Origin of the sequence: Alteromonas sp. Cnat3-28, assembly GCF_022348265.1 — a bacterium.
GTDB classification, from domain to species: domain Bacteria; phylum Pseudomonadota; class Gammaproteobacteria; order Enterobacterales; family Alteromonadaceae; genus Alteromonas; species Alteromonas macleodii.
The window spans coordinates 328,456-349,074 of sequence record NZ_JAKREY010000001.1; the positions used below are offsets into that span (position 1 = coordinate 328,456).

At 43.5% G+C, this 20,619-nt stretch carries 18 protein-coding genes and 1 tRNA gene; 5 read left to right on the top strand and 14 right to left on the bottom strand.

Translation table 11 applies throughout. From position 1 onward, the window contains the following. Positions 1-2 precede the first annotated feature (2 nt). From MHM87_RS01465 to MHM87_RS01485, 5 genes are all read right to left on the bottom strand, one after another. Positions 3-953 (bottom strand): mechanosensitive ion channel domain-containing protein, encoded by a 951-nt coding sequence (locus MHM87_RS01465; protein ID WP_239257579.1) that lies wholly within the window; start codon positions 951-953, stop codon positions 3-5. Positions 954-1,085: 132 nt separating this feature from the next. Beyond that, positions 1,086-2,333 carry a glutamate-5-semialdehyde dehydrogenase gene (locus MHM87_RS01470; protein ID WP_039229394.1) on the bottom strand — a complete coding sequence of 416 codons (1,248 nt, stop codon included), beginning with the start codon at positions 2,331-2,333 and terminating at the stop codon, positions 1,086-1,088. Next, on the bottom strand, positions 2,330-3,439 hold the full coding sequence (gene proB / locus MHM87_RS01475) for a glutamate 5-kinase (protein WP_049587803.1): 1,110 nt from the start codon (positions 3,437-3,439) through the stop codon (positions 2,330-2,332). Before proB ends, MHM87_RS01470 begins: the two co-directional genes overlap by 4 nt. A 16-nt stretch (positions 3,440-3,455) precedes the next feature. Next, on the bottom strand, positions 3,456-4,970 hold the full coding sequence (gene putP / locus MHM87_RS01480; protein WP_239257650.1) for a sodium/proline symporter PutP: 1,515 nt from the start codon (positions 4,968-4,970) through the stop codon (positions 3,456-3,458). Positions 4,971-5,337: 367 nt separating this feature from the next. After that, entirely contained in the window at positions 5,338-6,384 is a 1,047-nt protein-coding gene (locus MHM87_RS01485) for a DNA topoisomerase IB (protein WP_239257580.1), read from the bottom strand. 583 nt (positions 6,385-6,967) lie between these two features. Between MHM87_RS01485 and MHM87_RS01490 the strand changes: the two genes are divergently transcribed. Together MHM87_RS01490 and MHM87_RS01495 are read left to right on the top strand one after the other, a co-directional pair. Beyond that, positions 6,968-7,558, top strand: a complete 591-nt coding sequence (locus tag MHM87_RS01490) for a hypothetical protein (RefSeq protein ID WP_187447563.1) — start codon at positions 6,968-6,970, stop codon at positions 7,556-7,558. A gap of 179 nt (positions 7,559-7,737) precedes the next feature. Then, positions 7,738-8,568 carry an HAD-IIB family hydrolase gene (locus MHM87_RS01495; RefSeq protein WP_187447564.1) on the top strand — a complete coding sequence of 277 codons (831 nt, stop codon included), beginning with the start codon at positions 7,738-7,740 and terminating at the stop codon, positions 8,566-8,568. A gap of 71 nt (positions 8,569-8,639) precedes the next feature. On the opposite strand, the gene MHM87_RS01500 is transcribed toward MHM87_RS01495, so the two are convergent. Both MHM87_RS01500 and MHM87_RS01505 read right to left on the bottom strand, forming a co-directional pair. Next, on the bottom strand, positions 8,640-9,344 hold the full coding sequence (locus MHM87_RS01500) for an SDR family NAD(P)-dependent oxidoreductase (protein WP_014979228.1): 705 nt from the start codon (positions 9,342-9,344) through the stop codon (positions 8,640-8,642). Positions 9,345-9,364: 20 nt separating this feature from the next. Continuing rightward, a complete protein-coding gene (locus MHM87_RS01505; RefSeq protein ID WP_239220225.1) occupies positions 9,365-9,895 on the bottom strand; it encodes a DUF2878 domain-containing protein in 531 nt (176 codons plus the stop codon). Between the two features lie 150 nt (positions 9,896-10,045). Here MHM87_RS01505 and MHM87_RS01510 point away from each other — a divergent pair, with 150 nt between their 5' ends. The 3 genes from MHM87_RS01510 (at position 10,046) to MHM87_RS01520 (ending at position 13,722) form a co-directional block, all read left to right on the top strand. Then, positions 10,046-11,674 carry a diacylglycerol kinase family protein gene (locus MHM87_RS01510; RefSeq protein WP_239239988.1) on the top strand — a complete coding sequence of 543 codons (1,629 nt, stop codon included), beginning with the start codon at positions 10,046-10,048 and terminating at the stop codon, positions 11,672-11,674. A gap of 7 nt (positions 11,675-11,681) precedes the next feature. Continuing rightward, positions 11,682-13,037 (top strand): NADP-specific glutamate dehydrogenase, encoded by a 1,356-nt coding sequence (gene gdhA, locus MHM87_RS01515; RefSeq protein ID WP_239239986.1) that lies wholly within the window; start codon positions 11,682-11,684, stop codon positions 13,035-13,037. Positions 13,038-13,266: 229 nt separating this feature from the next. Continuing rightward, complete coding sequence (locus tag MHM87_RS01520; protein WP_049587787.1) at positions 13,267-13,722, top strand: hemerythrin domain-containing protein; 456 nt, start codon at positions 13,267-13,269, stop codon at positions 13,720-13,722. Between the two features lie 162 nt (positions 13,723-13,884). Here MHM87_RS01520 and MHM87_RS01525 read toward each other — a convergent pair whose 3' ends face one another. From MHM87_RS01525 to folP, 7 genes are all read right to left on the bottom strand, one after another. After that, positions 13,885-14,043, bottom strand: a complete 159-nt coding sequence (locus MHM87_RS01525) for a YqaE/Pmp3 family membrane protein (protein WP_014949371.1) — start codon at positions 14,041-14,043, stop codon at positions 13,885-13,887. A gap of 193 nt (positions 14,044-14,236) precedes the next feature. Beyond that, complete coding sequence (locus MHM87_RS01530) at positions 14,237-16,531, bottom strand: GGDEF domain-containing protein (RefSeq protein WP_239257581.1); 2,295 nt, start codon at positions 16,529-16,531, stop codon at positions 14,237-14,239. 235 nt (positions 16,532-16,766) lie between these two features. Next, positions 16,767-16,852, bottom strand: a tRNA-Leu gene (locus MHM87_RS01535). A 9-nt stretch (positions 16,853-16,861) separates the two neighbouring features. Next, positions 16,862-17,275: a preprotein translocase subunit SecG gene (gene secG, locus MHM87_RS01540; RefSeq protein ID WP_039232721.1), complete on the bottom strand. Its 414-nt coding sequence runs from the start codon at positions 17,273-17,275 to the stop codon at positions 16,862-16,864. Between the two features lie 10 nt (positions 17,276-17,285). Further along, positions 17,286-18,029, bottom strand: coding sequence for a triose-phosphate isomerase (gene tpiA / locus MHM87_RS01545; protein WP_039229431.1), 744 nt, complete (start codon positions 18,027-18,029; stop codon positions 17,286-17,288). Positions 18,030-18,125: 96 nt separating this feature from the next. Beyond that, a complete protein-coding gene (glmM, locus tag MHM87_RS01550; protein ID WP_014949367.1) occupies positions 18,126-19,469 on the bottom strand; it encodes a phosphoglucosamine mutase in 1,344 nt (447 codons plus the stop codon). 9 nt (positions 19,470-19,478) lie between these two features. Further along, complete coding sequence (folP, locus tag MHM87_RS01555; RefSeq protein ID WP_239257582.1) at positions 19,479-20,303, bottom strand: dihydropteroate synthase; 825 nt, start codon at positions 20,301-20,303, stop codon at positions 19,479-19,481. Positions 20,304-20,619: the final 316 nt, after the last annotated feature.

The following is a 20,619-nucleotide window of genomic DNA, read 5'->3' on the forward strand; positions in this document are numbered from 1 at the left end:
CGCTATAGCGCACCGCTAGTAGTTGTCTGTGCTTCGGGCATTGCTTTAGCTTGATTTTGCACTGAAGAAGAATCGCTATGCTGTGCATGAAGCTGGCGTTGCTCTTCTTTTTGCGCTTTGAACCACAGACTTAACCAGTCTGAGCACATTTTATGCTCTAACTCGTGAGCTTCGGCTGTAGGGCAAAACAGGCTTACCTTTACCACCACTTTGGCAAGTTCATTGGTTTTAATCTCAACCTCTGGGTCAATGCGAATAAACTCTTGTTCTAAGTGACGTTCAATTAGGCCTTTGTAGCGCTCTGCTACGTCGCGAAAGTATTCACAGTGCGCTTGTGCTCGGGCATGAAAAGCGGGTAACAAGCTATATGCATTTACCGTAGGCTCGTTAACAATTTCAAACGAGTGTAAACGGTAGCGACGCATAAAGTTAAGATTTCGTACGGTTTGGGTCACTAGCTGACTGTTAGGTACGTACACGTGTTTACCCGTGTAGTTAAAGCTTTCAGGGTCTACTTCTAAAAGCGCTGTCTTTGCCCAGTCCATTTCTACCACTTCACCAATGATGTTGTTCATTTGGATCCAGTCGCCTACCCTGAACGGCCGAGCGCCCAGGTAGTAAATGAACCCCATAAAACACTGAATAAACTCGCGGGTTGCCAACACAATTGCCACCATAAAGGCAGCAATGGAGATTGCCAGTGTTTGGATTTCAGAGCTCCACACCATCATTAATACAATAATGATAAAGGCATTACCCAGCTGCTCTAGGATATTGATTTGGTTTCGGCGGTCTTCGCCACGATGAGAACTAATGCGCCTGATAAGGCGCAACACACCCTTTTTAAGAAAGAGCAGTACAATTAAAAGTACTAGAGATGTCAGCAGTTTATAATCATTGGCAAAACTTATAAATTGATGCCATAACTGCGCGGGGTCTATCACAATCTCCATGTAAGCTCCGTCTGTACTCCGAGGGTAAATATTTGAATAGGCGAAAAAAAAAGCGCCGACGAATGTCAGCGCTTTTAATTATGAAGCATGTAAACTCGTGGCACAATGCCGACCAGTTAAAACATCTTTTTATTAGTCGCGAATTTGGCCTTCGCCATTCACTAAATATTTTTCTGAAGTCAACGACTCCAAGCCCATTGGGCCATAAGCATGTAGCTTAGTGGTTGCAATACCAATTTCTGCACCTAAGCCAAGCTGGCTACCGTCAGAAAAACGTGAAGACGCATTAACCATTACTACACTTGCATCAACTGCGCGTTGGAATAACTTGCCTTTTTCAGCATCTTCCGTACAAATTACTTCCGTGTGGTTACTACCAAATTGCGCAATGTGGTCAACCGCTGCTTCGAAATCGTCAACTACACGGATAGCGATTTCAAGGCCAAGATATTCTTCACCGTACGCGTCTTCAGAAATAACGTCAGCACCATCAAAGTATTGGCTGCCTTTTTCGTTTACGTGAACCTTGACACCCTTTTCTTTGAATGCGTCGGCTACTTTAGGCAGAAAATCACCCGCAACGGCTTGGTGTACAACCAATCCTTCTAAGGCATTACACACGCCAGTACGCTGTGTTTTACCATTTAGAAGTAGCGCCATGGCTTTATCTAAATTGGCATCTTTGTCTACGTAAAGGTGACACACACCTTTAAAGTGCTGGATTACCGGCACTTTAGCGTTGTCAGTCACGTAGTTGATTAGACCTTCACCACCACGAGGAATAATTACGTCGATATAATCACGCTGCTCCATTAGCTCTTGCATTAATGCACGATCTGGATTCGGAACTACCGTTACCAGCGCTTTTGGTAAATTGTGCTTCTCCAGCACGTCTTGCATAAGCTCAGCAATGGCTAAACTTGTATCTAGTGCTTCTTTACCACCACGTAATATTACTGCGTTACCCGATTTAAAGCACAGCGCGCCTGCGTCGGCAGTAACATTAGGTCGTGCTTCGTAAATCATGCACACAACACCAAGCGGTATACGCATTTTCTTAATCTCAATACCGTTTGGACGTGTACCGATAACGCGCTCTTTACCCACAGGATCGTCTAGTTCAACGATAACTTCGATGCCTTCAGCCATGGCTTCAATACGCTCGTCGTTTAGGATTAAGCGGTCAACCATCGCTGCGTCTAAGTTATTCTCTTTGGCGCGCGCGACTTCCTTTTCGTTTACTTCAATAATTTTGCTTTTATTTGCACGAATTGCCGCGGCCATATCAGTTAACACCGCGTTTTTCTGGCTTTCGCTTAAAATAGCCAGTGTACGTGCAGCTTTTTTTGCCTGTTGTGCTAACTCTGTAATAATGCTCATTCTTTCTCCAGATTTGCTATGTGCTGATCAGAAATAATTGGCCCAGTCTTTTCCTCAAACTCATGGGCGAATTCTTCGTTTTCCTGATTCGCAATGAAATTCAATAAACAGCTACTGTAATTCGACTTGGCTTTTACCAGTTTAGTACCGTCTTCTTTACGTACTAGAATGGTGTCGCCTACCGAGAACTCACCTTTCACGTCAATAATTTCGCTACTTGTCAGTTGCTCTGCGTCGCCAGCTAAAGAGGCGTCAAAGTCCCCTTCTACTATCACCTCACCCTGCGCGTTTGACGTATGGCGCATCCAATGCACATTCTCTTGCATTGGCGTGGCGTGAGGTTTGAAATGCGTGCCTGGGTTTTCACCTGCTAGCAGCATATTAAACGACAGTTCAGTAAAGCCGTTAATAATATATGTATCTATACCATGCGAAACGGCTTTTTCGGCCGCTTCAATTTTAGTGCGCATACCACCGGTGCCTACACCGCCTTTTACCGCACCGCCAGCCATGTCATAAATGCTTTGATCAATGGTATTAACTGATTTAAGCAATTGTGCGTCGTCGTGTTCATGCGGGTTCTTATCGTACAACCCATCAATGTCTGAACAGATGATAAGTGCATCTGCTTCAGCTGCCGACGCCACCATGGCTGATAAATTATCGTTATCACCCACTTTCAATTTGTCAGTGGTAACAGTGTCGTTTTCGTTCACGATAGGCAGAATATTGTTGTCCAATAAACTAAATATCGTTTCACGGATACTTACGTAACGCTCTCTGTCTCGTAAGTCAGCATGCGTTAAAAGCATCTGAGCAGACGGAAAATCAAACAGTCTGTCCCATGTGGCAATCATTTCGGTTTGACCCGCTGCTGCCATTGCTTTTTTAACTGCAATATCTGACTTTTCTTGCTCTGGAAACAAATGCGCGCCCGCTGCGACAGAACCAGAAGACACGAGTACAACTTGTGTACCGTTGGCTCTGCATCGCACGATAAATTGCGCAATGCTCAAAAGGTAATGACTGCTACAACCTTGTTGGTTGGGCGATATCAATGCACTACCCACTTTGATGACTACGCGTTTCCAATTTGGATGACTCATAATAAACTTTTTAACCTTAAGATTGTTGATTTGCTAATTCTTCACTGGCTTGCGCGAATGTTGCCTGTACGTTTGACGATGGGTTTTCGCTAAAGCGACTTACCAAATAAAGCGTTAACGTACTTACCGCAAACCCTGGAATAATTTCATAAATAACGCTGCTTAACGTTTTACCGTCAGCTAAAACGGGCGCATAAATCCAGAACAATACGGTTACCGCACCGCCAATCATGCCCGCCATTGCCGCTTTCGCTGTAAGGTCCTTTTTATACAGACAAAACAGTACTAACGGACCAAATGCTGCACCAAAACCTGCCCAAGCATTACTTACTAAAGATAAAATTGTGTTCGACGCATCCATGGCTAATAACAATGCAACCACAGCTACACCTGCTACACCATAACGGCCAATTGTTACCGTTTGCTTTTCACTCAGCGCCTTGGTTGAAGACTTTTTATTTACCATTACGCGGTAAATATCTTCGGTTAACGAACTTGCGCTAACCAGCAGTTGCGACGAAATTGTACTCATAATAGCGGCTAAAATAGCGGCCATTAAAAATCCACTGATAAGTGGGTGGAACAGCAATTGTGAGAAAACAATAAATATCGTCTCAGGGTCGTCGACAGCAAGACCAAACTGATTGGCATAAGCAATGCCTACGAATCCTGTTGCCAGTGCACCAATGATGGTCACTAACATCCACGACATACCAATATTTCGCGCTGTGCCAATGGCATTAACAGAACGAATTGCCATAAAGCGAACAATAATGTGCGGCTGTCCAAAGTAACCTAAGCCCCAACCTAAACTCGATAGCAACCCTACAATCGTTAGCGTTTCTAACGATTCAGAAAAATTGGGTACAGATTGATAAGCGGCGCTTGTCATTTGCGACACGCTATCGAACTCGGTAAACGCGACAATTGGAACTAGTACCAGCGCCACGAACATAATGCACCCTTGTACAAAGTCCGTAAGGCTTACTGCCAAGAAACCACCAAGTAGCGTATAAGATACCACTACACCCAGCGTGATAAATAAGCCTAACTGATAATCGACTGAAAACGCGCTTTCAAACAACTTACCACCTGCAACTAACCCGGCAGAGGTGTATAGCGTGAAAAACAGTACGATAATCACTGCTGAAACAATGCGTAAGCTTGAGTTAGGCGTATTAAAACGCTTGGCAAAAAACTCAGGCACAGTCAGCGAGTCGTTGGCAACTTCGGTATAAACGCGAAGTTTTGGTGCTACTAGTAAATAATTGGCCAACGCACCTGCAACCAACCCTATTGCAATATAAACCGCATCGAAACCGGTTAAGTACATTGCACCTGGTAAGCCCATTAGCATCCAACCAGACATGTCAGACGCCCCCGCAGACAGTGCGGTTACTTGAGGGCTAACTTGTCGCCCTCCCAAAATATAACCAGAAATATCACTGGTAGATTGTCGGTAAGCAAACAACCCTATCCCTAACATCGCTATAAAATACACCGCTAGTGATAGGTAACTTTCCATTGGCATAACGTTCGCTATTTCCTCTATTGCTCTTCGAAAACTCGTAAATGATAACGCCATTTAACCTTTGCTAATTCAAATTCAAAAGCAAATAATTAAATCGAACAATAATCATTAGAGCTCTAACAATATAAGGATCTGACAGAAAATTTCAAGTGCAATTTTTAAACAACATCGTTTAACAGGCACTTATGTTTAAATTAGCACCAACCATGTTTCACAGCATATTACGCTAATAAAATCCAAAATTACCATTAGTATTCATTAACTTAAAAACACTAAGTCATTTATGAAACAATTTAACTTTAGCTGAAAAGTCGCAAAAAACAGCAACTTTACTATCAGCTAAAACATTTTCATTAAAAATACTTTGTTACGCGCACTCAGACGAAATAACATCCAAAAGAAGCTTTTCTACAGGCAGTAAATGGGTAAGTTGCGTACAATCTTCACCATGTAGCGAGCGAACCCGATTAATTAGCTTCTCACATGCCTTTTCGTCATTTTTCACAGTAAATAGTTTCGGATGAATATAATATTTCCTGCAAACGGTGGGAGTATTGCCAAGTTCTGCTGCAACACACTTACTTAACGTACTCTCCCATTTCTTGGTTCTGGAGTTTGCTATCTGTTCATACACACTGGGCAGGTTTGTTAGTGCAAATCGACTTGAAGCCCACGTTCGAAAGTCTTTACAACTGAACTGTTCACTTAGTTCGTTGTGGATGAACGCATTAACGTCTTCGCTCGTTACGTCGTGCCATTGTTTATTCTCATCTTGATAACGAAATAAACAGTAACCTTGTTGTTGCGCACAGTCACAAACTAATGAAGCAAGCTCAGGGTCGTTTACTTTTAGTGTTCTTGGTTTGCCGTGCTTACCAATGTAAGCAAGTTCAACACTATCGTCACACTGCGCTTGTACATGCTTGCGCCGCAATGTAGTTAACCCATATGTGTTATTTTCCTTGCTATATTGAGCGTTGCCAACTCTAGCACCTGTGTAATCGAGCAACAGGCACACCAGCGCGCAAGCTCTTTCTTGCGTCCATGTTGGCTGTGAAATTAATGAAAGACAGTGCTTACGGAACTCAGGAAGTGCATTACCAAAGGCAACCAAACGCTCAAATTTTTTTACTTGCTGCTGCTCGTGCCATTTGTCGTGATAGATATATTGTTTTCGCCCTTTTTCGTCATAGCCGACGGCTTGAACGCTGGCTTTACTGTCACGGCTTATAAAGGTGTCGCGCCAATTTGGAGGAATGACAAGCTTTTTGATACGCTTTAGCACGCGCTCTCCTGTGACTTTTTTTCCACTTGCATAGCGATAGTAAAACCGTTTATTACCGCAAGCGATGCGCCTTATTGATAGATGGCTATCATCAGAGTAGACGTTGCAATAGCCCTTAATCCGTTTCATTTATAGATACTCCTTTCCTTACCAGCTAAGAAGACCGACTGTTAAGGTGCTGCTACGGCCGTAGATGCTCGCTGTGCTTTCTTAGTCAGATTGCAAACAACGGTACCAAATCTCAATTTATAAATAGAATCTACAGAAGAACGTACAGAAATGATCACTACACGCAAGTAACCTTGCCGCAAGCCGATGCTTCCACGGCAAGACAGTGATTTTAAAGGCCATAACGAATTTTCACGCTATGTGTAAAATTATCACAGTACCGGTTGTTTGGTCCGGCAGCGACGCTTGCTAAAACTCAGCATATCGCTTCGAAATCCTTCTTTATTTCGCCTTCCAGCTTAATAAATCATATTTAACCTTCCGAAAATAACCCTAAAAAACAATAGTATAAAAACGAACTTTCTCTTTTTTATACTAAAGTATAAACCGCTACTTTTCTTCGTCGGAATGCAACTTGAATAAGTATGAACAATAGTTGTCGAGTTACCTATGCACTTGGGTGAAGCCGAACAGCAATACCCTTTGAAGTGCAAGTGAAGTGGATTGATTTAGAGAGTCCAAGTAAGAAGTCGAGGATTTAAAGATGAATGTTCAAAGTTCGAAAAACGTAGAGTCAAAAAGCGAAAACAGTAATGAACATGAGAATTTGAGAGCCCATGTTGTATCAACCGGTGATTTGCAAGTCGCGGCTGTATTTCCGTCAAAACTTAAAGTGCAGGAAGTACTTGAGATAGTTCAAGACCAAACATCTGTTGAGGTATCTCAAGTAGAAATTATCGAAGCTGGCGACCCTAAAATGAGTGAAAAACTTGAACGTAACAGCGCTGCCATTGGCAAAAGCATGTGGTCGTCCCACCTGTTGCTTGGTTCAATCGGTCTGATTGTAGGTTTAGTGGCGGCATTTTTGTTAACGCAGTTTGGCCCAGCGCTTACTCAACAAAATCCCTTATTTACCTACATAGCACTAATTAGCCCAGGCATATTCATTGGGTTATTCATAGCGGGTTTAATCGGTTTACGTCCAGACAGAAATGAGGTTATACAGACCGTAAGACACGCGGTTAGATATGGTAAAGTTGCGCTGGTAATTAACCTTAAAAAGTCACAGTCTGCTTCTAAAGTCTCGCAATTACTGAAGCAGCACACCGACAAAGTGGTCGAATCTATTCGGTAGCAAGACTAGCGACATAATATGGAACGCTGCTTCAAAGCAGAATGTGATACAGTAATCATAGCGGAGTTATCAATCTAGCTGTTCCAATATTTTCGAAGGGCAATATAACGCACTCCACGTTTATTGCCCTTCGTCGTTTGGTCGGCGTTATTCTGAAAGAGAGATTAGGCACCAATTGTATGGATTTACTATTTTTTGATTTAGATGGCACTTTATTAAATAAGTCTTCTGAAATCTCCTCGTTTACTAAAGAGACGTTGGGCTTGCTTGGTGAGAGAGACATTGCATTCACCGTAGCGACGGGTCGTACCATGCATTCAGCGCAATTTGTGCTACAAGGTCAGTCTTTTGTACTCCCTCACATTTATAATAATGGGGTGGCAATTTGGGATCCTGCCGGAAACGCGCTAACACTCGAAAATTTGCTCGCGCCCAGTGAAGTAAATCTTATTATCGAGCACGCCGTAAACAACAATATCACGCCTTTCATTAACACAGTGAATATGGATAGTCCAGATCACGAGCACGTGATTTACCATTCGTCGCCTAAGCATCAGGTGGAACACGATTTAATTGAAAAGTATTTTTCGCGCACTAAAGCGCGACTAGCGTCTATTGAGTCGCTACCTGCTAATGCACATATTACAAACATTAGTATGATCGGAGATGCACCGCTAGTCTATGACATGTATAAGCAGCTTAACATGCACGGAGGACTGATAGCGTACTCTGGGCCAGCTATCGAAGGGGATGAGTACCGTTGGATGGATGTACACCACAATCTTGCGAATAAAGGTAGTGCGGTAGAGCTTTTGCGCCAACAGTTGAATGCAAGCAACGTTATTGTGTTTGGCGACAGTGATAATGATTTAAGTATGTTTAAGCTAGCAGACGAGGCTTATGCACCTTCTAACGCTAAACCTTATATCAAAGACGCCGCCACTTCCGTCATTGGGCATCACGATGAAGATGGAATCGCCCGCTTTCTACGAGAGCGATTCTCACTTTAGAAGATGCTGATTAAAAAGCATCGTGAAAATGGTAGCCTTCAAACTATATGAATTAGGCTAGTTAATTAAGGCTACCACTCTATAGGCTCTCTATCTTTTAAGAATTGGCCATGGGGGCCGCCCTCTTCCATGGTTGCTAACCAAATAGCCGTATCTGCTCCCTCCTCGGGCGTTTTGGGCGCATCACTTCCACCCATTCTGGTATGCACCCAACCCGGGGTCATGCTATTAACGGTTACATCAAGAGACTTACCGTCAGCAGCTTCATCAACTACCGCTGCCATCTTAACCGTAAGCGCATTAATAGCAGCCTTTGTTATCGCATAGCACATTGGCCCTTTCAGCCCCTCGGCGAAGCTACCGTAACTAGAGCTTACATTGATAATACGTCCAAAACCTCGCTCAATCATTTGCGGTAACGTTTGCTGGATAAGTGTAAGCGGGGCGTTCACATTAATTTGCATCGATTTAGCCAACGTCTCAGAATTTACATCTTTCCATGGCGTGTCGTCTAAGATACCTGCATTGTTTATGAGGATATCAATAGGGCCATACACGGCCTCAGCTCGAACAAACGCATCGACGATGGCTGTTTCGTTATCAAGAGGCATCTCAATAATATGCAAATCCCCTCCCACAATATCTTTCTTGGCTTCAAGGCCGGCCTCTTCGTCTCGACACCCCATTAGCACTTTATAGCCTTTAGACAGCATTCCTTTTACTATTTCTAGACCTATACCTCTGTTTCCACCTGTAACTAATACGTTTTTCGTCATTGCCAATACACTCCTTGCATTTACGCTTGGGCTTGTTTTGCCTCAAAACGATTGGATAAATAAAAACACAGCGGGAAGATTACACTCCACACTAGAGCGATAAAAATATAAGAAAGCATAACGCTTGCGCCCAATTCAACCGCACCGAATTTGGCGCCGGCGATATAACTGAGCGGCGCGAAGATAGCTCCAGCAAGCGCCGCAACGGCCATTCGACCATTAAAGGCGGTTAAACTGTGATAGACCGTACCTGCAAAGGCTGCCCATAGAAGACTTAGCCAAATTGGAATTGGCCAGAAGCTGACTAGCGTTTCTTTCTCGTTAAAAATGAACAGCCCGCTTTGGGTTAAAAGTGCATCAACCACCGTGCCCAGTAAAAATACCGTGCCCATTAGCTTTATATCTTCCTCTCGCTTGGGCGAAATGGTTATCCATAGAAGGATCAACCCTAACACTGGAATTACTGCTTTGTTCTGGAACAAGATGACCAGCCACCAAATTCCTTGGAACCATACAAAGTTCGCAACCTTTAGTACCGCACTATTCTTCATTTGAAACGCTCATATTTTCAATATCAAAGCATACGTTTACCGGTAAGTGATAGTTCAACCCTATTGCGACAAAAGTAAACGAAAACGCTCTAGTGTAAGTATAGATGCATAGACTGTTTGCTCTTTCCAATTACAAAGGATGTATTAATCGTGAAAATGGTGAAGTATTACGTACTTGGTGCATTAGTGGCGTTAGCACTAACGTTGACCGTGCCAGTGATATTATTAAAAGTGGTATTTGGTTGGATTGCATTTTCCCTTATTGCCGTAAGCAGCGCCTATTTGCTCAACTATCCAAGCCTGTTTCGCAAACGTGAGGATGGCTCAATACCATTCTACATACGCTGGATTTTTGTACCTTTTTTACTGGGCTCTTGGCTTTACAATGAATTCGCACGCAGAACGGATAAAGTCCCCCCCCTACAAAAAATTGAGCCGCACTTATTCCTTGCGTGCCGCATGTCGGGAAAACACGTTAGCCTTTTAAACGAAAACAACATTGATGCCATTCTTGACGTAACCGCTGAATTTGATGGACTGGATTGGACGGCATATCAAGAAGATTACCGCTATTTAAACGTACCGGTACTCGACCATACCAGCCCCACTCCTGAACAGCTTGTTTTAGCAATAAATTGGTTAAATCAGCAAATTTCTGAAAAGAAAAATGTTGTTGTGCATTGTGCGCTTGGACGAGGTCGCTCTGTTCTGGTGGTTGCAGCCTATTTGCTGGCCAAAAACCCTACGTTGAGTGTAGATGATGCATTACATGAAATTAACCAGATACGCCAAACAGCAAGGCTCAACAAACGTCAATTAGCATCGCTGCAGCAGATTAGAGATGGTGGCTTACTTTCACTACAAAAGAATCTAACCCTTATCGTTAACCCAGTTGCCGGGGGCGGTAAATGGGAGCAATACCGAGATGACGTTCTTTCTCGATTAAATGAAAAATTCAAAGTGACCGTGAAAGAAACCACACCTGAAGTAGATGGTAAGGCACTAGCAGAAAAGGCAAAACAAGACGGCGCCCACATTATTGTCGCATGCGGCGGCGATGGAACGTTAACTGAAGTCGCCTCGGCTTTGGTCAACACCGACGTTACCATGGGGATTATCCCTTTTGGTACAGCAAACGCACTGAGCCAAGTGTTGCATGGCTACATTAGTAAAGTCATGCCTATTAGTACAGCATGCGACATCATTATAGAGGGCAACACCTTAGCCATAGATACCGCGACCTGTAACGACCACGTTATGCTTTTGGTAGCAGCAGTTGGCTTCGAGGAAAAAATGATTTCGGCCGCTGATCGCGACGAAAAGAATGTAGGCGGCCAGTTTGCCTACCTAAAAGGGCTATGGAACGCGATTTCAAATAATGAAAACATGACGTTTAAAGTAGCAAAAGACAACCAGCCAGCTGAAACCTTAGAAACGCCGAGCTTTGTTATTGCAAACGCAGCCCCAATGACCACAGCACTTGCTCAGGGCGCAGAGCCGCCTGACATCACCGATGGGAAGCTTGATTTGACCTGGCTATTACCTCAGCCCAGCTCTGATAAACAATTCGCATCGTTAGCAGAGCTAGTGCTAAGTCCAGCTGAAGCAAAGAAGCAATCTGAATCAATACGGCACGAACGCGCATCAAGCATAACGTTAACATTTGATAAGCCCACGGCGTATGCTGTCGACGGCGAGATCTACGAAGGCGAAAAGCTTGAGATAAAAACATGCCCTCGAAGCCTTAACGTTCTCACCAATTTTGAAGAAAAGGATTAAGCAGTACATGACTCAGAAAAGTAACTTTGAAGAAATCTATACCTTTCTTAATGAGAAGTTTGCTAACGAAACGGAATATCTACAAGCGGTACACGAAGTATTAGAAGATATTGTTCCTATTCACAATGCAAACAAAGACTACAAAGCGTTCGATATTATAAGACGCATTTGCATGCCTGAACGCATTATTTATTTTACCGTGTCGTGGATGAACAGTGATGGCAATATTGAAGTCAATCAAGGTTGGCGTGTACAGCACAATTCAGCCATGGGTCCTTACAAAGGTGGCTTGCGCTTTCATCCTACCGTCAACTTATCGGTGCTTAAGTTTCTTGCTTTCGAACAGTGTTTCAAAAATGCCCTGACCGGCTTACCCATGGGTGGAGGTAAAGGCGGGTCAGACTTTAACCCCAAAGGGCGTACTGATCGCGACATTATGTTGTTTTGCCAAGCCTTCATGCGTGAATTACAGCGACATATTGGCGCGAACACCGATGTACCTGCAGGTGACATAAACGTCGGCGCGAGAGAAATAGGGTACCTTTATGGCGAATATCGCAGGCTAAACAATAAGTTCGAAGGCGTATTAACTGGTAAAGGCTTAGAATTTGGTGGTAGCTATGTACGTACTGAAGCTACAGGCTTTGGCTTAATTTACTTTTTAGAAGCGGTATGTCGACATCAAGGTACTCCAATTGAAGGCAAAACCATTGCAGTGTCTGGAGCCGGAAACGTAGCGTTGCATGCTGCACTTAAAGCGGTAGAGAAAGGCGGAAAAGTTATTTCGCTGTCTAATAGCCGAGGGCTTTTACATAATGAGAATGGGTTAACTGATACCGCGTTTAAATGGGCAATCGACAACCATGCAAACCGCAACAATATCCTTGCTGACATGGCAGATGAAAACATGGGCAAGTGGATAGCTGATAAAAAGCCTTGGCATTTAAAATGCGACATAGCACTGCCTTGCGCTACGCAAAACGAACTACTTGAAGAAGATGCAAAATCACTGCTAGATAACGGCTGCCAAATGGTACTAGAAGGTGCGAATATGCCGTGCACAAATGAAGCGCAGGCTTTGTTTTTAGACGCCCAAATTGCATACGTACCAGGCAAAGCATCAAACGCTGGCGGCGTTGCGCTATCGGGCTTAGAAATGAGCCAGAACGCCATGTTCAATCAACGTAACGCAAGCGCACTCGATGAACAGCTCTATTCAATTATGGAAAGCATTCATCAGCGCTGTGTTGATGAGGGTAAATCTGAAGGCGATGCTGGAAGCAGCTACGTTGATTATATGAAAGGCGCCAATGTAGCAGCATTTCGTAGACTCGCTGACGCCATGGTCGCACAAGGCGTGTAGCGCATATCCCATCTCCCTCTTTCGGTAAATTCACGGACTTACTGCCGTGAATTTATCGGAAACTGACTTGTAAAATTTGCGTTGTCCCCTTTCCCAATTCAATGACTCTGTGTCACTTCATTTGAAATTTCTTATAAAAATCAGCGCGTAACAGATATTCCATTCATGGAATAAAAATAGCATTACCACAGGTGTGATTCATTTTTTAGGTATTTATAAGGAACTACCCATGAAAATTTTTGAAGCTTTGCGTCAAGACCATGAAAAGCAACGTTTACTGCTTAAAATACTAGCTGAAACAAGCGGAAACACTGCTGCGCGCCGTGAATATTTTCAAGAGCTTAAGACACAGCTTGAAAGTCATGCCATCGCTGAAGAACGCCATTTCTATTCTCATCTTCTGGAGAAAGATGCCACTGTAGATTTAACACGTCACGGCATTGCAGAGCATCACGAAATTGATGAGCTACTCGCAAAGCTCGATGATACGGATATGAGTTCACCAGCTTGGTTGCGTCATTTGAAAACACTTCAGGAAAAGGTGGAACATCACCTTGCCGACGAAGAACAGGAATTCTTCCAAGTTGCAGGCAATGTACTTAATGACCGCCAAAAAACAAAACTTGCAGATGAATATCAAAAAGAGATGAAGCAAGAGTTAGACGACGAAAAGCTCACCGCCTAACATGGGATATGTCACGTTGCCGAAATCGTCCTATTCGACAAACAGTCATCACGTAAAAAGCCAGCTATTAAAGCTGGCTTTTGTTTATTTCATATTTGGTTGCTGTACTCGCGACGACTATGCAATTTATTGCATAGCCGCCAATACAGCGTTTTTCACCACCTACTTTTTAGCGATGATGTAAACAGCGTGAATAACACCTGGGAAATAGCCAAGAATAGTTAAAAGGATATTAATCCAAAAGTGAGCACCGATACCCACTTGTAAAAATACGCCCAGCGGTGGAAGTAAAATCGATAAAAGTATACGAATGATGTCCATAATAAATTCCTTGTTTTTGAAGTAATTTCACAACTCAGTGGGCAAAATACTCACACTTTGGCGAAGAAATCAGGCCCGCAGAGCGTTTTACACGCTTCATTATTTGTTTTGCATTTACGATGCCATGTCGCCAAATACTGCGGCAAAGGCATGGTGATTACTGTAAAACAATAAATTTAATTTGAAAAAATAGCTATTCACCGAAAGGCGTATTTTGAAGCCAGTCTTCAAGGTCTGAACGGCTAAGTGGGCGACTAATGTAATAACCTTGAACGATATCACAGCCCCAGTCCTTTAAGATTTCAAGCGACGCTACGTCTTCAACACCTTCAGCCACAACCTTTAAATTAAACACATTCGCCAAACTCAGCACGGTATGAACAATTTGCTGGTCGTTTTCATCACTCGCGAGCGACAGAATAAAACTCTTATCAATTTTAATCGTTTTTACGGGCAAGTTCTTTAAATAGGCTAACGACGAATAGCCTGTACCAAAGTCGTCGATGGCGAAATGAAAGCCCCGCGCCGTTAGTTCATTAAGGTTCTCTATAGCAAGCGAGGCGTCAGCAACTAAATCGCTTTCTGTTATTTCAAGTTCCAGAGCTTCAGGTGACAGACCTTCCTGAGTTAAAAGCGACACCAGCTTCCCTAGAAGTACCTTATTTTGAATATCCTGAGTAGATAAGTTCATCGCAACGGTGAACCCATACCCCATGCCTCTAAAATAAGCTAAGTCTGAAATGGTTTGCTTCATTACCCAAGTTGTAACTTGCTCAATTAACCCTGCTTGCTCAGCGATGGTAATAAACTCATCAGGTGGAACGAAGCCCAGAACACTATTATTCCAGCGAATAAGCGCTTCCATGCTGCATACTTTCATTGTCTGCAGATCTATTTTTGGCTGGTAAACCATGGACAGTTCGTTTTGCTGGCTAGCCAGTGCACGTTTTAGTTCAGTGGTAATTGATAGTCTGCGATTGTATTTATCTTCTAGTTCTGTCCTATAGCGAACGCACCAGCTGTCGCTATGTATCGCTTCATCAGTAACAATATTCATTTTTCTGAATAATTCTTCTGATGTTGTTGCATCTTGCGGGCACTGGATAACCGCCATGGCGACTTTTACTGGAATTGCAATCAGGTTACTTTCCACTGGTTGCTCCAATATGTGCTTGAGCGTTTCGAGCTGGTCATCATTAAGTGAATCTTGCGTAATATATAAAATCTCACCGCCAGCTAATCTTGCGGATGTACCAGGCCAACGCTGAAGCCTCTCGGCCAATGCTTTCAGTGTATTATCGCCGTTAGAGTAACCGTAGAGGTCGTTAATGGTTCGAAATCCGATTACGGTAATGGCAACAACCTGTAACTCTCTTTCTTCTTGCAGTTGTGACTCGAAGAAGCCTTCAACATAGTTCCGATTGAAAAGCCCGGTAAGCACGTCGTGTTCTGCTTGATAACGAATATGATTTTCACGGCTTTTAATACTTGCTTGCATGCTGTCGACTGCGTTGGCAAGTTCGGTAATCTCTTTGAGGTTCGACGGTGCGTCAAGGGTTGCGCCATAGCTTCCTGACGCGACCTTATTCACTGCTTTTACCAAGGTAGACACTGGTCGACTCACGTTCCTGGCAAGCAGCAGAGAAAGACCCAGAGCAATGAATATTGCGACTAAGCAAAATGCCAGAATCGTCAATTGAATACGTGTAAAAGCACTAAATGAAGACGTTGTATCTACAGCTAGAGTTATCTTAACCGGCAAATTGCCATCAGAGGCAATATTCACCTCACGGGCAAAGTAAGTAAGCTCGTCATTAAACGTTACATCTATCCACGAGGGGTCGTGTTCTGACGCGAGGATCCGTTGCGCATCATTTTCTTTTAAGGTAGTCGTAAGAACGTCATTGGTATCAGTTCTTGAGATAATAATTTCAGCGTCTACGAGCGCTTTTAGCTCTTCTAATAATCTGCTATCAAACTCAACGCCTATTAGCATGTAATATCTAAGCGTAGGTATTTCTACGCGAATTAGATTTAACTGTACTAATTTGTTATCGACTACGAAGAAACCGCTGTCTTTCCCTTTAGCAACCAATGCTAGGCTACTTTCCACATTTTGACCGACTTCGAATAGGTCTGTACGCGTTACAACTACTTGATGGTCTAGACTTACCAGAGCGATGATATCTGTGTTTAGTCGCTGCGCGTAACTGGTAAACGCCGCTTCAATAGAGGGTATATTCTCTGTGCCAACCGCACGCCTGAAATCAAATGAGCGAGACAGTACTTTTGAAACGTTGCGTATGACAGCTTGACGATCCGCAACCACTTTATCGAATACTTTCTCTGCTAAAACAATATTGTGGTCAATGTTTTGAACAACGAGAGTATTGGCTGAGCGCCACACTGCTCCAATTATCAGAAGTGATGCTATCACAATCCCTATGAATAGGGTTTGGAACAAACTCTGACTAAGTGTTTTTTGCACTATAGTGCCTCGTAAAAATTGTTTTGTTTATGTCGCAGACAGTGTGACTAAGTATTGAAAAGCATAGCCGAATAATAAAAATAGGAACAGACATAACATCCTGTAAATTTTAGATTTTAACGCTTTGTTACAATTAACAAGGCCAGTTAAAAGTGAGCGTACAGGGTCACCTTAACAAGAATTACACAGTGTAAAAACAGAAAAGGCCAGCATTGCGCTGGCCTTTACATTTATTTGGTGCGGAAAGCGGGACTTGAACCCGCACGAGCTATGCTCACCACCCCCTCAAGATGGCGTGTCTACCAATTCCACCACTTCCGCGAAAACTTTTTAGTTTGAACCTTCAGCGTCGTCAGACTTTGGTACGTCTGTTACATCGCTTTCAACAACAGGAACGTCACTTTGAGCTGCATCTTCAATAACTGGTACGTCTTGATCAGCTGGTAGCTCTACTGGCTCTTCTACTGCCGCTGGAACTTCTAGGTTGTTCCACTCATCTTCTGCGCTTTCACGGTTTGCAGTCATTGCACCCAAAGAAAGGCTAATTAAGAAGAACAAGCCTGCTAATATAGCGGTTGTACGAGTCATGAAGTTACCTGAACCTGATGAACCGAAAACAGTGTTTGAACCGCCTGAGCCAAATGAAGCGCCCATATCTGCACCTTTACCTTGTTGGATCAATACAAATCCAATAAGTAATAGCGCTACAATTAGGTATGCTACTAATAGCACTTCGTAAATCATAAATACCTCGTCAGTTTGCCGCTTGGCAAATTGAAATAAAATCTTCAGCTTTTAAACTGGCTCCGCCAATTAAACCGCCATCTACATCTTTCTGTGCAAATAGGGTTTCAGCATTATCTGGCTTAACACTACCACCGTACAAAATACGAAGGCCTTGAGCCAATTGTGCGTCTACTTTATTAAAGTAGCCGCGAATAAATTCGTGTACTTCTTGTGCTTGCTCAGGGCTGGCTGTTTTACCAGTACCAATTGCCCAAATCGGCTCGTATGCAATAACAGTTTTGCTGAGTTCATCTACCGACATGGCGCTAACTAGTGCATCTAGTTGCTCGCCAACAAACGATTCAACATCACCTGCTTCTCTCACTTCAAGTGGCTCACCTACACAAATGATGGGTACGACACCTGAAGAAACACATTGCTTTGCCTTTAATGCAACAAGTTCGCTTGACTCGCCTTGGTCTTCTCGTCTTTCTGAATGCCCAACAATTGCGTAACCGCAACCTGCTTCTTTAAGCATTTCAACTGACAACTCACCAGTGTGAGCGCCGTTATTTAGATGACTTACGTTTTGAGCACCAATGGCAAACGAATGGGTTTCAAATGCGTGTAAAAGAAGTGAAGGAGCGCAAATTACGATTTCCGAATCAGCTTTTACATTCGCCAGTTTTTGATTAAATTCAGCAACTAATGCCAAATTTCCGTTCATTTTCCAGTTGCCAGCCACGAATGGCTTTCTAAGATTTTTACTCACAACGCAGACCTTAGCCCTGTCTTCAAAGCGGGCGTGATATTAACTATTTAATTGAGAAGATACAAGCACAAAAAGCAAAATTTCCTGCTACGCCAACTAATTGGCGAGATTACGAACAGTTTCAGCAATATGCTCTGCCCATTTGTGAGATTGGCTTTCGTCATTCGACTCAACCATCACACGAATTAACGGCTCAGTACCACTTTTACGTAGAAGTACCCTGCCCGTTTTACCTAACGCAGACTCAGCCTCTTTCTTAGCATTTTGTACATTGCTGTGTGCTAAATAATCCACTTCTTGGTTAGCGTACCTCACGTTAACTAGCGTTTGCGGGTACATTTCAAACCCACTTGCTAAGTCGTGTAAGTCCATGTGCGAACGAAGCATTGCAGCAAGCACTTGAAGCCCAGCTACAATACCGTCACCCGTAGAGCTCATATTAAGATTGAGCACATGACCCGAGTTTTCACCGCCAATAGACCAGCCTTTCTGCTGTAGCAGCTCCATCACATAACGGTCGCCAACATTACTTCTTGCGAAAGGAACACCAAGCTTTGACAACGCATTTTCAAGGCCTAAATTGCTCATCAACGTGCCAACGACACCACCCTGCATTTTGCCGTTCTTAAGCGCGTCGCGGGCAATGATGTAAACAATCTGGTCACCATCAAGCACATTACCAAGGTGGTCTACCATCATAATGCGATCACCATCGCCGTCTAGGGCAAAGCCAAGATCAGCACCGGTCTCCTTAACCTTTTCAACAATCGCATCCATTGAGGTTGCGCCCACACCGTCGTTAATGTTTAAACCATTGGGCGCTGTACCAAGTTCGATAACCGTAGCACCTAACTCTCTCAATACATTGGGGGCAATGTGGTACGTTGCGCCATGTGCGCAGTCCACAACAATTTTAAGATCTGTCAGCGATAATTCTGAAGGGAATGTCCCCTTACAAAATTCAATATAACGACCCGCAGCGTCGTTTATACGCGTAGCCTTACCCAGCTTATCAGATGCCACACATGTCATTGGACGCTCAAGCATATCTTCAATCGCTAACTCGATATCATCATCAAGCTTAAAGCCTTGCGCTGAGAAAAATTTAATGCCGTTGTCATAAAACGGATTATGTGACGCACTAATCACTATCCCTGCTTCTGAGCGAAATGTTTTGGTGAGATAAGCAATGGCTGGCGTTGGCATGGGGCCTAGCAAGCCGATATTGATACCAGCAGCTGATAAACCCGCCTCTAAAGACGACTCTAGCATGTAGCCAGAAATACGCGTGTCTTTACCAATAAGTACTTTGTTCGTCCCTCGTCCGGCAAGGACCTTACCTGCTGCCCACCCGAGTTTTGTAACAAACTCTGGGTTGATATTGCTCTCGCCTACCTTTCCGCGGATACCGTCGGTGCCGAAATATTTGCGCTGCGTCATTATTATTCCTTATTTTACTGAATTCAGCATTTTCACGATATTGACAGCATCAGCTGTTTCTTTCACGTCGTGAACGCGAATTATCTGTGCGCCCATTTGGGCGACAATTGTAGCGAGGCTTATGCTTCCCGCCAAGCGCTCATCCACTTTTCTATTTAGCAAATTGCCAATCATCGACTTGCGAGACATGCCTACTAACACTGGGTAACCCAGCTTCATAAGCGATGGCAAGTGTTTCACCAGCGTATAATTGTGTTCCAGTGACTTTCCGAAACCGTAGCCTGGGTCGAACAAAATCTTATCTTTAGCAATGCCCGCTTCTTCACACACTTTGGTACGCGCGAGTAGAAACTGCCCCACATCATTCACTACATCATCATACTCAGGGCTTTGCTGCATGGTTCTGGGTTGCCCCTGCATATGCATTAAACAAACAGGTACTTGTGCTTCAGCTGCTACTTGCAATGCACCAGGCTCTTGTAACGCGCGTACATCGTTGATTAGCCCCGCGCCAGCTTTCACCGCTTCCCGCATAACGTCAGCCTTGCTGGTATCAATAGAAATAACACATGCGGTATTTTTAGCTACGGCTTCAATAACGGGTATTGTGCGGTCAAGCTCTTCCTGCAGCGATACGTCGGGCGCGCCTGGCCTTGTCGATTCACCACCTATATCAATAAAAGTTGCCCCTTCATCAATCATGCGAAGCGCATGGTCAAGGGCTTGAGATACATTTGTGTGCTTGCCGCCGTCAGAAAATGAATCAGGAGTAACATTTAAAATGCCCATTACCTGAGGCTGTGACAGATCTATGAAGTACTTACCAAACTGCATGAATTACCTGCATTACCTTTGTTTTAAAATTACCGTATTTCTTAGACAGAAAATATGTTGAGAAATGAAGCTATAAAGCAAACTGATTTTGACCCGCTGTGTTAGCAATGAAACCTACTTAAAAATGCATGCTCTTTGCCTTGTTGCTTGCTGAATTCTTTGGTTTGTTCTTCGCCGTGTTTTTTCATTGTTCTTTGCAAAGAACAATGAAAAGCGTAACGAAATAAATAACTCAGCTAACACAGTGACATAAACTGTAAGTCAAATTCCCAGGTTAAAATCAATCAGCTCTAACAAAAAACGCCAGTTAACCTGG

Coding starts and splice junctions, on each gene's coding strand:
- MHM87_RS01500 (WP_014979228.1), bottom strand. CDS start 9,344: ATGACGAAAAACGTATTAGTTACAGGTGGAAACAGAGGTATAGGTCTA.
- MHM87_RS01485 (WP_239257580.1), bottom strand. CDS start 6,384: ATGAAACGGATTAAGGGCTATTGCAACGTCTACTCTGATGATAGCCAT.
- folP (WP_239257582.1), bottom strand. CDS start 20,303: ATGCAGTTTGGTAAGTACTTCATAGATCTGTCACAGCCTCAGGTAATG.
- putP (WP_239257650.1), bottom strand. CDS start 4,970: ATGCCAATGGAAAGTTACCTATCACTAGCGGTGTATTTTATAGCGATG.
- MHM87_RS01520 (WP_049587787.1), top strand. CDS start 13,267: ATGAAAATTTTTGAAGCTTTGCGTCAAGACCATGAAAAGCAACGTTTA.
- MHM87_RS01525 (WP_014949371.1), bottom strand. CDS start 14,043: ATGGACATCATTCGTATACTTTTATCGATTTTACTTCCACCGCTGGGC.
- MHM87_RS01490 (WP_187447563.1), top strand. CDS start 6,968: ATGAATGTTCAAAGTTCGAAAAACGTAGAGTCAAAAAGCGAAAACAGT.
- proB (WP_049587803.1), bottom strand. CDS start 3,439: ATGAGTCATCCAAATTGGAAACGCGTAGTCATCAAAGTGGGTAGTGCA.
- glmM (WP_014949367.1), bottom strand. CDS start 19,469: ATGACGCAGCGCAAATATTTCGGCACCGACGGTATCCGCGGAAAGGTA.
- MHM87_RS01470 (WP_039229394.1), bottom strand. CDS start 2,333: ATGAGCATTATTACAGAGTTAGCACAACAGGCAAAAAAAGCTGCACGT.
- MHM87_RS01495 (WP_187447564.1), top strand. CDS start 7,738: ATGGATTTACTATTTTTTGATTTAGATGGCACTTTATTAAATAAGTCT.
- MHM87_RS01505 (WP_239220225.1), bottom strand. CDS start 9,895: ATGAAGAATAGTGCGGTACTAAAGGTTGCGAACTTTGTATGGTTCCAA.
- gdhA (WP_239239986.1), top strand. CDS start 11,682: ATGACTCAGAAAAGTAACTTTGAAGAAATCTATACCTTTCTTAATGAG.
- secG (WP_039232721.1), bottom strand. CDS start 17,275: ATGATTTACGAAGTGCTATTAGTAGCATACCTAATTGTAGCGCTATTA.
- MHM87_RS01465 (WP_239257579.1), bottom strand. CDS start 953: ATGGAGATTGTGATAGACCCCGCGCAGTTATGGCATCAATTTATAAGT.